We start from the raw sequence: 12,331 nt of genomic DNA, 5'->3' as shown, positions 1-12,331 counted from the left end.
TATGTCCATCCGGTTAAGACTAACCGCATGGTATTCTGGCATTTTGGCGGCTGTTCTTATCTTTTGGGGCGTTGTAATCTATGCCTTTGTGTATTTTAACTCCTATCAGGAAGTCGAACAGCAATTGAAGGTGAAGAGTACCCGGATTACGGAGCAGATTGGTGTTAATCCTCTTTCACAGTCGTTGGATCTGGACCCATTTACAGAGAGTCAGCTTCAGGAGGCACAAATCTATATTCAACTCTGGGATTATCAGAGTCGCTCAGGCAGGATTTCAGGTAATATGGAGAAATTGCAGATTCAGTTTCCGGTATTAAAAGCCAATGAGATACTTAAAAAGCGAGGCATTTCCAAGATCTATGTGGATGGAACGCCGTTTTTGGTGAATCAGCTCCCCCTTTCTCTTCAGGGAACCAATGAAGTACGTGGAATTCTTCAGGTTGGTGCGAATGTAAGTTCACAAGAGCGCTTGCTGGAAGCGTTGCTTAATATTTTAGTTTTTGGCTGGCTGGTAGCGATGGCTTTGGCTATAACCTCAGGCCTTGTTCTGGCCCGCAAGTCGATGCGTCCGCTCGTGAATGTCATTGATGCTGCGAATCAGATCCAATCGGGAGATGACTTAAGTGTACGTATTCAATATGCGGGGCCTAAGGATGAGATCGGGCGTCTGATCGAAACGGTTAATAATATGCTTGAGCGTACAGAATTGTCATTCCGCGGTTTGGAGGAGACAAATGCTGCCCAGCGCCGCTTTGTATCCGATGCATCGCATGAACTGCGTACACCGCTGACCACCATTCGCGGGAACGTAGACTTCCTGAAGAAGCTGTGGGATCAAGAGGGTACCGACCGACCGAATCTGGATGAGGAGACCGTCAAACAAATGTCGCTGGAAGCCATTGAAGACATGGCGGACGAGGGAAAACGTATGAGCAGGCTGATCAGCGACATGTTATCGCTGGCGAGAGCGGATACGGGTCAGAAAATTGAACTGAATCCGATCCCGCTGCAGATTCTCGTACAGGAAGTGGCACGCAGAGCACAATTTCTGGATCGTCAGGCAGACTGGCTTCCAGGAAATCTTTCCATCCTTAACGGCATTTATGTGAACGGTAGCAAGGACTATCTGCAACAGATGTTATTTATTTTCATCGAAAATGCGTTTAAATACACACCTGAAGGCTCTGTGACGCTGGATGCCGTATTATACAAGGGCCAGGTGGGACTACGCATCAGCGACACCGGTATTGGGATGGATCGGGACGAAGTGCCGTTCATCTTTGATCGCTTCTATCGGGCAGATGAATCCCGCGGGGCTACACCGGGCATAGGTCTGGGACTTTCGATTGCGAAGTGGATTATTGAAGAACATCACGGATCGGTTGAGGTTGTGACCAGACGTGGAGAAGGAACCACCTTTATTATCTGGTTGCCGGTTGTCTTTGCTCCGCCTATCGAATAAAGGTATAATAGACAGGACTGCAATTACATCGGCAACGTTGCCGAGAAAGAAAGCGGGTGGCAACCAAGTGGAAGTACTACGAATTTCGCCGCGGGGATATTGTTACGGCGTTGTGGATGCGATGGTGCTCGCGCGTCAAGCGGCACGCAATCTGGATTTACCACGACCTATTTATATATTGGGTATGATTGTGCATAACCAACATGTGACGGATTCCTTTGAAGATGAAGGTATTATTACATTGGATGGTCCGAACCGGATGGATATTTTGAGCCAAGTGGAGAGTGGCACGATTATTTTCACAGCTCATGGTGTATCTCCTGAAGTGCGCAAGTTGGCACGGGACAAAGGATTGACAACAGTGGATGCAACATGCCCTGATGTCACCAAGACCCATGATCTCATTCGGGAGAAGACGGCAGAAGGTTATCAGATCATCTATATCGGCAAAAAGAATCACCCTGAACCAGAAGGTGCCGTAGGTGTTGCACCAGATCTCGTTCATCTGATCGAGAAGGAAGAAGAGATCGAAGAACTGAACGTACCTCCAGGCAAAATCCTTATTACGAATCAGACAACGATGAGCCAGTGGGATATCAAACACATTATGAGCCGTCTGCTGGAGAAGTTTCCGGGCGCAGAGATTCATAATGAGATTTGCCTTGCAACTCAGGTTCGTCAGGAAGCTGTTGCTGAACAGGCAGGTCAAGCGGACCTGGTTATCGTGGTGGGTGATCCTCGCAGCAATAACTCTAACCGTCTGGCACAAGTGTCGGAGGAGATTGCGGGTGTTACGGCCTACCGTGTATCCGATGTTTCCGAGATTCAGCAAGAATGGCTGAAAGGTGTAAATAAGGTGGCGGTTACTTCGGGTGCATCAACACCAACACCGATTACGAAGGAAGTCATCCTTTACCTGGAGCAGTATGAACATGACAAGCCGGAGACGTGGGAGATCAAACGTACCGTGAACATGAGCAAACTACTGCCTCCAGTTAGAGAAAAAACACGTACACCTTAGGGCACAGCTAATGTAAAAGTAAGTCTAAGTGTATGTGAATTGCAAACGAGACGTGAATGAGAAGAATCCTGTTACACAGATCCGAATGTCGGAGCCTGTGGAGCAGGGTTCTTTTTGTATATGGATAAGGAATGTGTACCTTGACGCAACAGGAGATCTATGGTATATTCACTTTAACGGATAAAAGCTTAAAAGCGAACAAGCGTTTAAGCGCGACAGAGTTTATATATTTAATCAGACGCACACTAAGAACTTATTGTGCTCTCATACAGGGAAGGATGGGAATTAATATGATCGTTATTGCAGGCAAAGCCACACCGGAGGAACAGATTCAGGATATCGTAGCAGTTATTGAAAAAGAAGGGCTTCAGGTGCATATCTCTCGCGGAGAGGATCGTACTATTATTGGGTTGATTGGCAAAGTTGAACCTAAAATGCAAGAGCATCTTCGCCAAATGAAAGGTGTCGAGAATGTCGTTAAAATCTCGAAGTCCTACAAGTTGGCAAGCCGCGACTTCCATCCGGAAGATACGGTGATCTCCATCAAAGGTGTAGATATCGGCGGAAAAGAACTTGTTGTTATGGGCGGACCATGTGCGGTTGAATCCGCTGCACAGATTGATGAGATTGCCGGGCTTGTGAAAGCTGCTGGTGGGCAAGTGTTACGTGGGGGTGCATTTAAGCCGCGTACAGGTCCTTACAGCTTCCAGGGAACGGGCGTAGAGGGATTGATCATGATGGCGGAGGCAGGCAAGAAACATGATCTGCTGACCATTACAGAAGTCATGACACCTGAGTATGTGGATATTTGCGCCGAGTACGCAGATATTCTGCAAGTAGGTACACGTAACATGCAGAACTTTGACCTGCTGCGCAAATTGGGCGAGTGTGGCAAACCGGTATTGTTGAAACGTGGCTTCAGTGCAACATATGATGAGTTGTTGAATGCGGCAGAATACATTCTTGCGGGTGGTAATCCAAATGTCATGCTGTGTGAACGTGGTATTCGTACGTTTGAATCTTACACACGTAATACGCTTGACCTGTCAGCGATCCCTGTTCTGCAGTCTCTGAGCCATTTGCCGGTTATTTCTGACCCGAGCCATGGTACTGGACGACGTGAACTGGTGGAGCCGATGACAAAAGCTTCCGTTGCTGCGGGTGCCAATGGCCTGATCATTGAAATGCATACCGATCCGGATAACTCCATGACAGGAGATGGTGTGCAATCCTTGTTCCCTGATCAATTCGCGAACCTGTTGCAGGATCTGGAGAAATTGGCACCAATCGTGGGTAAATCATTCAGTACAGCCAAACAACCGGCAGAATTTTTCCCGGCACGTGTAGGCGTGTAATAAGAATTTCATAGTCAAGGTCTGGATCATTATCCGGGCATCTCATCTGGTCTCGTTTATTGCGACGGAATCAGATAGATGCTCGGTTTTTTGCATATTTTGCAGTTTTGAACGTATTTATTAATCAATAGTGATAAGAAACATTTATGATGTGAAGTTTTTTCCATGATTTAGGATAAAAAAAGGTCGCTTTACCGCATTAAACCAGTTAAATGTATATCAAATATGTTGTTATGTGAATTTATGTTATTTATAAAATGTGAGTATAGCTAACATACTCGCAAAAAATACCTTACATAAGTATTGACGATGTCAGGTTTTAAAATTTATAATGACGACAGAAAAAAATTCGAATTTAGACATTTTCTTAGTGGGGTTGTTTAATGTTCGGAATATTTGGGAGGACGAATACATGTCGGTTGAAAACGTATTGAAATCAATTCAAGAGAACAACATCGAGTGGGTAGATTTTCGTTTTGTAGATTTAGCTGGTCGTGCACATCACATCTCGTTGCCAGCTTCGGCTGTTGATGCAGACACGTTCGTAAATGGAGTAGCTTTTGACGGTTCTTCTATCCAAGGTTTCCGCGGAATTGAAGAGTCCGATATGGTTATGATGCCAGACCCTGAAGCGACTTATGTCGATCCGTTCACTGCACACCCTACATTGAATGTTATGTGTGATATCTTCACTCCGGATGGCGAGCGTTATGAGCGTGACCCACGCAGCATCGCTGTTAAAGCAGAAGCTTATTTGCAAGAGAGCGGTGTAGGTACAGCGGCATTCTTCGCACCTGAATCCGAGTTCTTCATCTTCGACGATGTACGTTATGAGAGCGGCACGAACAGCTCTTCTTACTATGTAGATTCCGAAGAAGCTTCATGGAACACGAACCGCAAAGAAGAAGGCGGAAACCTGGGCTTCAAAGTTCGCACTAAAGGTGGATATGTTCCAGTAGCGCCAGTGGATACACAACAAGATATTCGTAGCGAAATGTGTCGCCTTTTGGAAGAAGCAGGCCTGTCGATTGAGCGTCATCACCATGAAGTGGCGACAGCGGGTCAAGCTGAAATCAACTTCCGTTTTGATACACTGAAGAAAACAGCAGATAACCTGCTTGCATACAAATACATCGTGCACAACACTGCACGTCAATATGGTAAAGTAGCAACATTCATGCCAAAACCATTGTTCGGTGATAATGGTAGCGGAATGCACGTTCACCAATCCATCTTTGATGGCGATTCCCCATTGTTCTATGACAAAGCGGGATATGCTAACCTGAGTGAAATGGCTCTGCACTACATCGGCGGTATCCTGTACCATGCTCCGGCACTGATCGCTTTGACTAACCCGAGTACAAACTCGTTCAAACGTCTTGTACCTGGTTACGAAGCACCAGTAAACCTGGTTTACTCCAAAGGTAACCGTTCCGCAGCAGTTCGTATCCCGGTTGCAGCTGTGACACCAAAAGGTTGTCGTATTGAGTTCCGTACACCAGACTCCACAGCTAACCCATACTTGGCATTCTCCGCAATGTTGATGGCTGGTCTGGATGGAATCAAACGTAAAATCAACCCAACTGAGCTTGGATATGGTCCGCTCGATAAAAACATCTATGACCTGTCTGATGCAGATAAAGAAAACATCCGCAGTGTGCCAGCTTCCCTCGAAGAAGCACTTGATGCATTGGCAGCTGATAACGAGTTCTTGACTGAAGGCGGCGTATTCACAAAAGAATTCATTGAAAACTACATCAACCTCAAACGTGATGAAGCGAAAGCAGTAGCGATCCGCATTCATCCGCACGAGTACAGCCTCTACTTCGACTGCTAATCGGTCGGGGTCGGAACAGTTCTTGTTCCAACTTAAAGCCTCCGGGACACGCTCTCGGAGGCTTTTCCTTGAATTAAACAATGTAGTGCTTTAACTTTGCAGGGTGATAAAGGAATTTGATGAGCTGAATTCAACACTTAAGTGCATATTGCCCTTGAAGCAGATAGAGAATACTGATATCATAGCGATAATATTCACTTTGAGTGCATTTTGCACAAATCCATAGAGCGACTTTCAATAAGTAAGATATAGATCAAAATGATTCAATTTGTCTATATCTTATACCCGTGAGCGATTCTAATCGAATTGTGCAAAATGCTGTTTGTATGTCAGAGTTACGGATGGAAAGGGCGGGGGATTTTGTGACAAAAAGAGCGTATAACTTTAATGCAGGACCTGCGGCGTTACCACTTGAGGTACTGGAGCGTGCACAGGCGGAATTTGTAGATTTTCGTAATACAGGCATGTCGATTATGGAGATGTCTCATCGTGGAGCGGTGTATGAGTCTGTACATAATGAAGCTCAGGAGCGGTTGTTGTCGCTTCTAGGCAATCCAAAAGGATACAAGGTTCTCTTTCTGCAGGGCGGTGCAAGCACTCAGTTCGCGATGTTGCCAATGAACCTGCTCGGTGCAGGGCAGACTGCAAGTTACGTGATGACTGGCAGCTGGGCCAAAAAGGCTCTGTCTGAGGCGAAGTTGATCGGCGAGACACATGTTGCTGCATCTTCAGAAGCAGAGAAGTTTATGAAATTGCCGGACGTTTCGAATCTGAGTTTGCCAGAACGTACGGCTTATGTACATCTGACTTCCAACGAAACGATCGAAGGTACGCAATTCAAGTCGTTCCCGGATACCGGTTCAGTACCTCTGATTGCGGACATGTCGAGTGATATTTTCTGTAAACCATTTGATCTTAATCAGTTTGGCATGATCTACGCGGGTGCACAGAAGAACCTGGGTCCATCCGGAATTACGGTTGTAATTGCTCGTGAGGAACTGGTGAGTGAATCGCCTAAAACGATTCCAACCATGCTTCGTTACAGCACACATGTAGATAACAACTCCCTGTACAATACGCCGCCATCTTTCTCGGTATATATGGTGAATGAAGTATTGAAATGGATTGAAGAACAGGGCGGACTGGCTGGTATTGAGCAAAAAAATACGAAAAAAGCGGAATTGCTCTATAACACAATTGACGCTTCCGGCGATTTCTACCGTGGTTGTGTGGAACCAGAAGATCGTTCCCTGATGAATGTAACCTTCCGTCTTGCTTCTGAGGAACTGGAGAAAAAGTTCATCAAGGCATCAGAGGAAGAAGGATTTGTAGGTCTGAAAGGACATCGCAGTGTGGGTGGTCTCCGTGCCTCCATTTATAATGCTGCTCCTTATGAGAGTGTTAAGGCACTGACAGACTTTATGAGCCACTTCCAGAAGACAAATGGATAATTAGTATAGGTACGGTGTAATGGACCTTCGTGTCTTGTCCTGTGCCTTACCAGAGCCTTCCACATTGACGTGTGGAGGGCTTTTCTTTAAGATTAGAGGGTTGTCGTCAACATGAAAATGAAAAGGAGATTGAACACATATGGCTTTACACATCGTTCTGGTTGAACCAGAAATTCCGGCGAACACAGGCAATATTTCGCGTACTTGTGCGGCAACCGGTACCCATCTGCATCTCGTACGTCCACTTGGATTTCGAACAGATGATGCTACATTGAAACGTGCAGGGCTGGATTACTGGCATGCTGTTCATATTGAATACCACGACTCATTTGCTGAGGTTCAGGAAAAATATTCGGAAGGTCGCTTCTTCTACGCAACTACGAAGGCCAAGAACCGATACAGTGATTTTAATTTTCAGGATGGAGATTTCCTCGTTTTTGGTAAAGAGACTAAAGGCCTGCCACCTGAATTAATTGCTGCGAATCCCGATACATGCATGAAAATGCCAATGACTGGTGACGTTAGATCATTAAATCTGTCCAATTCGGCAGCAATTATTGTATATGAAGCGTTGCGCCAGCTCAATTTCCCGGGGTTAGAAGGATAAATTGAGGTTATAAATGACGGCTAGAATTCGGTAAAAAAACATTTTTCAAAAAAAAGGACAAAAAATGTTTATTTCCAGCAGGATTCGACAAAATCTTGGCGAATCTATAAACATAGTACAAATGTACCTAGAAATTTAGAGTAAGATAGGAGAGGTGTGCCGTAGCTATGAAGCCAGCTGGAGTAGTTCGCAAAGTTGACCAATTAGGTAGGATCGTATTGCCTAAATCTTTGCGTAAAAGGTATCAAATGAATGAGGGAGATCCTGTAGAAATCTTAGTACAAGGGGACCATATTATCTTGGAGAGATATCGTCCAAAATGTATTTTCTGCGGATCCATCGAGGAAGTCAACGAGTTCAAAGAGCGTTACATATGCGCACAATGTTTAGATGAAATGACTCAGCTTCCACAACACGGATAAGAAGTAACGCCATGGGTTTATGACCCCCGTGGCGTTTTTTTTTGTTTTATTCTCAATCGGATGGCATAATTGCAATTTGAAAAAAAGATAAAATACGTAGACTAACGCTGGGTGTAAAGGGGTAAAACCTCATTCCAGACAGCATTCAGGATGCCCTGCATATTTTCTTCCTCACTATTAATACATATGACAGCTTCCTTTGAGGGAATTACGATACACAATTGACCATAGGCTCCATCGGCGCGATAAGCGCCATGAGAACACATCCAGAACTGATACCCGTAACCTTTTCCCCAATCTCCGTCTCCGGTCGTTTCGATCTGCTGGGACGTAGCCTGTCTGATCCAATCCGCAGGTACAAGCTGTGTGCCTTCCCAAAGGCCCTCCTGCAGCAGTAATTGTCCAAATCGACTCAATTCCTCATTACTTATCCAAAGACCTGCACAGCCAAGTGTTACCCCCAATGGAGAGGTTTCCCACTCTACATCATGAATGCCAAGTGGATCAAATAACCTTGGAGTCAGGTAATCTTTCACGGTTTGGCCGGTAGCAGCCTGTAGCATGGCTGAGATCATAAATGTATCCCCGCTGCTATATGTAAATTGTTCTCCAGGTACCTGGTCCAGAGGTAGCGACATGTAATATTTAGCCCAGTCCTTTTCGGTCAATGAAGCTCGTTCATCTGCCCAAAGAGGGGGAGAGTCATGGCCCGAAGACATTCGGAGAAGATCACGCAGTTTCAATTCCTGCGGCGATGGGAGATTGCGCTGTGCAACGTTTACATGATCATAAGAGAAATAATCACCAAGTGTCGCATCCAGATGTAACAGACCTTCTTCAAGCGCAAGACCAACGGCCATACACGTGAAGGATTTACTGATAGAATGTTGTACCCTGCGCTGATCCTTATCCCGGTCCCAATGGGCAAGCAGATGCCCTTTTTGTAATATGCGAATGGAAAAAACGTTCAATTGCTGCTCAGTAATCGTATGAATGAAACCTTTGAGTTGCTCAGACATATTAACCTCCCTAATATCAGGTGAAACCTGAGTGAAATCGGTTGGTGAAACGTTTCCGTAATTCGAATGCAAAATCAGAACCCATGTTAGTATAAACCTGGTTTGGTGTCAATTAAAGTTGTAATAGCACTGACTAAATTTTCATTTTTTCGTAATAATAGTGTCTTTCGACGCAAATTTAGACTTGAAAAAGCATTTTTTCGAGAAAAAAACGCGAAATTTGTAAAAAGGTTATTGACAGGATTTACTCATCGGGCTTATGATTTATTCGAAACGATTCGAAGAAATCGCTTCCACATAAAAAGTGTTGTAATGAAGTCCATGTGAATCAACGTTGGATATGTTTTGAAACGATTCGAGAAAATCGTTTCGATAACCCATCGTAATACAAGGGAATCTACAACAGCCTGCAATCCAACGCCAGAGAAACGAATGAGTAAAGACAGCAGGCGATGATGAGAGGGGTTACATTATGGCACATATAACGATCGAAACCGGATCGCCAACCTTATGCATGAACACCAGCATACATGTTGTGTCCAGTGACTCCGGAGAGACTTCAGGCGGTACACTATATCTGTTGCACGGGGCAGGCGATAATGCGAGTACCTGGCAGCGGTTAACCACAATTGAGATGTATGCAGCGCAATATGGCTGTACTATCATTATGCCGGAAGCGAATCGAAGCTATTACACCGATATGGAATACGGCCTGAATTACTTCCACTACATCACTCAGGAGTTACCTGAAGTATGCAAGCGTCTGCTCAATCTGAATCCTGATCCGGAGAAAACATACGTCGCCGGTTTATCCATGGGTGGATATGGTGCACTGAAATGTGGACTAACTTATCCGGAGCGATATCGCAAAGTAGTGTCTCTATCCGGCGTAACGGATATCCAGACACGACTTCATGATCCCCATATGCCAGCGACCATGATCAAGGAAATGAAAGCGGTTTTTGGAGAACGTTTACAGGTGAAAGCCGATCAGGATATTTACGCACTGTCGGCCAAGCTGCTGGAAAAGGGTGTTCCTTTACCGGATATCCTCAGTTGCTGTGGCGATAGTGACCCCTTCGTAGAGATGAATCGCGACTATGCGAAATACATGCAGGGGACTGCCTTTGATTTTCGGTATGTGGAGACGCCGGGGGCTCATGAATGGAGATTTTGGGAGCACCACCTGAGAACGATGTTTGATTTTCTGTACAACGACAAGACCATAGTAGAGTGAGGAGATGCAATGTGAAACCTGCAGCCGAAGGACCTAGCAAAAAGCTGAAGGGAAACGTGAAGGGCAATTCGCTCTGGACTGAAATCTGGAAGCACCGAATGACATACACCCTGCTTATTCCGGGGCTTGTCTGGCTAATTCTGTTTGCCTACATGCCGATGGGTGGCCTGTCTCTGGCATTCAAAGATTACAAGGCCAACCTGGGCATCTGGGGAAGTCCATGGAGCGGATTCGAGAACTTCAAATATGTTTTCCGTGATCCAACCTTTATCGACGCAGTATGGCGTACGCTGTACATCAATATTCTGAAACTGATTATTCAGTTCCCATTCCCGATCATTCTGGCGCTGTTGCTGAATGAATTGCGGATGCGCAGAGGGAAAAAATTATTCCAAACCGTTCTTACATTCCCGCACTTCCTGTCCTGGATCATCGTATCCGGGGTAGTCATCAATGTGCTGGCATATGACGGACTGGTAAACAGCGCGCTCGGATTACTCGGATTGCCAACGATTAACTTCCTGGGGTCTGAATCCAACTTTGTACCAATGTTGCTGTTGACTGATATTTGGAAATCAAGTGGATGGGGCGCGATTATATTCCTGGCTGCCATTTCCGGTATTGATCAGGATCAATATGAATCAGCACAGATTGACGGGGCTTCCCGTATGCAACAGATGTTCAAAATTACTTTACCGAACATCCTTCCAACCATCACAATCATGTTTATTCTGTCGGTTGGTGGATTGATGTCTTCCGGGTTTGACCAGATCTTTAACTTGGCAAATGCCGCTACCAAAAATGTATCGGAAGTACTCGATGTATATATCTATCGGATTACGTTCCAGTCATCAACCGATTTCTCATTCTCGACAGCGGTCAGCTTGTTCCGTTCCCTGGTGAATATGGCCTTGCTGCTTCTTGCTGACAGATTTGCCAAATGGCTTGGCGGAGACGGTTTGTTCCGATAAGAGAGGAGGAAAAATGAGATGAGCAAGAAAGCTAACAAAAAACCGAGAATTGGTACAGAAAAAATGACACTTCTCGATTACATTATTTTTGCCGTATTACTCGTGCTTGCCCTGATGATCCTGATTCCGTTCTGGAATGTCATCATGATCTCGTTTGCAACACAAAAAGAATATGCTGACAATCCATTTTTGATGTTCCCTAAACAATGGACATTGGATTCCTACAAGGCATTGTTCGCTGACGGAACGATTCTGTCGGGGTACAAAAATACAATTATATTGCTAGTCATCGGCTTGCCACTCAGCTTGTTCCTGACAACAAGCATGGCATATGGCCTTAGTCGCAACAAATTTCCGTTTAAGAAATTTCTCTTTTTCCTAGTACTGTTCACCATGATCTTTAATGGTGGTATCGTACCGCTGTATCTGATCATGAAATCTCTTCATCTTACAGGTACGCTGTGGTCTGTTATCCTGGCGGGAAGCTTCAGTGCTTTTAACATGATTCTGATGATGAACTACTTCTACACCTTGCCTGAATCACTCATGGAATCGGCGAGACTGGATGGAGCAGGAGAGTGGAGAATTTTGTTCTCCGTTGTTCTTCCGCTGGCTACACCAATTATGGCTACAATCACGTTGTTCTACGGTGTGGCTTACTGGAACAGTTGGTATGATGCGATGATATTCCTTCGAAAAGCGGATCAGTTACCGCTCCAGAATGTACTCCGAAATATTATCGTGACATCTACGACGAATGCATCCAATGCATCCAGTGTGGATGCTGCCCAGGCAAGCAACTTCTCAATGGGCATGAAGATGGCAGCCGTATTTGTCACCATGGTACCAATTATGTGTTTCTTCCCAATGCTGCAAAAACACTTTGCCAAAGGGGTATTAACAGGGGCAATCAAGACCTGATATACGTATAGGATTTTGCAATAAAATT

General features: G+C 45.2%; 11 protein-coding genes. 10 read left to right on the top strand and 1 reads right to left on the bottom strand.

Annotated features, from left to right (window positions below):
* Nucleotide 1: 1 nt before the first annotated feature.
* From QF049_RS14325 to QF049_RS14295, 7 genes are all read left to right on the top strand, one after another.
* Nucleotides 2-1,462: a sensor histidine kinase gene (locus QF049_RS14325; protein ID WP_307538231.1), complete on the top strand. Its 1,461-nt coding sequence runs from the start codon at nt 2-4 to the stop codon at nt 1,460-1,462.
* Between the two features lie 67 nt (nt 1,463-1,529).
* A complete protein-coding gene (locus QF049_RS14320; protein WP_124115489.1) occupies nt 1,530-2,483 on the top strand; it encodes a 4-hydroxy-3-methylbut-2-enyl diphosphate reductase in 954 nt (317 codons plus the stop codon).
* Between the two features lie 290 nt (nt 2,484-2,773).
* The gene (aroF, locus tag QF049_RS14315) at nt 2,774-3,838 is read left to right on the top strand and encodes a 3-deoxy-7-phosphoheptulonate synthase (RefSeq protein ID WP_036610039.1); all 1,065 of its coding nucleotides are present in this window, start codon (nt 2,774-2,776) and stop codon (nt 3,836-3,838) included.
* Between the two features lie 412 nt (nt 3,839-4,250).
* Nucleotides 4,251-5,675 (top strand): type I glutamate--ammonia ligase, encoded by a 1,425-nt coding sequence (gene glnA, locus QF049_RS14310; protein WP_074094318.1) that lies wholly within the window; start codon nt 4,251-4,253, stop codon nt 5,673-5,675.
* Nucleotides 5,676-6,016: 341 nt separating this feature from the next.
* A complete protein-coding gene (gene serC, locus QF049_RS14305; protein ID WP_301290306.1) occupies nt 6,017-7,126 on the top strand; it encodes a 3-phosphoserine/phosphohydroxythreonine transaminase in 1,110 nt (369 codons plus the stop codon).
* A 139-nt stretch (nt 7,127-7,265) separates the two neighbouring features.
* Nucleotides 7,266-7,733, top strand: coding sequence for a tRNA (uridine(34)/cytosine(34)/5-carboxymethylaminomethyluridine(34)-2'-O)-methyltransferase TrmL (gene trmL, locus QF049_RS14300; RefSeq protein WP_211081130.1), 468 nt, complete (start codon nt 7,266-7,268; stop codon nt 7,731-7,733).
* Nucleotides 7,734-7,900: 167 nt separating this feature from the next.
* Nucleotides 7,901-8,155: an AbrB/MazE/SpoVT family DNA-binding domain-containing protein gene (locus tag QF049_RS14295; RefSeq protein WP_036610032.1), complete on the top strand. Its 255-nt coding sequence runs from the start codon at nt 7,901-7,903 to the stop codon at nt 8,153-8,155.
* Nucleotides 8,156-8,256: 101 nt separating this feature from the next.
* On the opposite strand, the gene QF049_RS14290 is transcribed toward QF049_RS14295, so the two are convergent.
* Nucleotides 8,257-9,174 (bottom strand): serine hydrolase domain-containing protein, encoded by a 918-nt coding sequence (locus QF049_RS14290; RefSeq protein ID WP_307538227.1) that lies wholly within the window; start codon nt 9,172-9,174, stop codon nt 8,257-8,259.
* Between the two features lie 472 nt (nt 9,175-9,646).
* Between QF049_RS14290 and QF049_RS14285 the strand changes: the two genes are divergently transcribed.
* The 3 genes from QF049_RS14285 to QF049_RS14275 are packed head-to-tail and all read left to right on the top strand — an operon-like array spanning nt 9,647 to nt 12,303.
* Complete coding sequence (locus QF049_RS14285; protein ID WP_307538225.1) at nt 9,647-10,411, top strand: alpha/beta hydrolase; 765 nt, start codon at nt 9,647-9,649, stop codon at nt 10,409-10,411.
* Between the two features lie 11 nt (nt 10,412-10,422).
* Nucleotides 10,423-11,382 carry an ABC transporter permease gene (locus QF049_RS14280; protein WP_017689585.1) on the top strand — a complete coding sequence of 320 codons (960 nt, stop codon included), beginning with the start codon at nt 10,423-10,425 and terminating at the stop codon, nt 11,380-11,382.
* An 18-nt stretch (nt 11,383-11,400) separates the two neighbouring features.
* Complete coding sequence (locus QF049_RS14275) at nt 11,401-12,303, top strand: carbohydrate ABC transporter permease (RefSeq protein ID WP_124113723.1); 903 nt, start codon at nt 11,401-11,403, stop codon at nt 12,301-12,303.
* Nucleotides 12,304-12,331 lie beyond the last annotated feature (28 nt).

The sequence above is a fragment of the Paenibacillus sp. W4I10 genome (genome assembly GCF_030816325.1).
GTDB lineage: Bacteria > Bacillota > Bacilli > Paenibacillales > Paenibacillaceae > Paenibacillus > Paenibacillus amylolyticus_B.
The sequence above is the reverse complement of the archived record's forward strand: the minus strand, read 5'-3'. Positions and strand labels throughout refer to the sequence as shown.

Coding starts and splice junctions, on each gene's coding strand:
- QF049_RS14325 (WP_307538231.1), top strand. CDS start 2: ATGTCCATCCGGTTAAGACTAACCGCATGGTATTCTGGCATTTTGGCG.
- aroF (WP_036610039.1), top strand. CDS start 2,774: ATGATCGTTATTGCAGGCAAAGCCACACCGGAGGAACAGATTCAGGAT.
- glnA (WP_074094318.1), top strand. CDS start 4,251: ATGTCGGTTGAAAACGTATTGAAATCAATTCAAGAGAACAACATCGAG.
- serC (WP_301290306.1), top strand. CDS start 6,017: ATGGAAAGGGCGGGGGATTTTGTGACAAAAAGAGCGTATAACTTTAAT.
- trmL (WP_211081130.1), top strand. CDS start 7,266: ATGGCTTTACACATCGTTCTGGTTGAACCAGAAATTCCGGCGAACACA.
- QF049_RS14295 (WP_036610032.1), top strand. CDS start 7,901: ATGAAGCCAGCTGGAGTAGTTCGCAAAGTTGACCAATTAGGTAGGATC.
- QF049_RS14290 (WP_307538227.1), bottom strand. CDS start 9,174: ATGTCTGAGCAACTCAAAGGTTTCATTCATACGATTACTGAGCAGCAA.
- QF049_RS14285 (WP_307538225.1), top strand. CDS start 9,647: ATGGCACATATAACGATCGAAACCGGATCGCCAACCTTATGCATGAAC.
- QF049_RS14275 (WP_124113723.1), top strand. CDS start 11,401: ATGAGCAAGAAAGCTAACAAAAAACCGAGAATTGGTACAGAAAAAATG.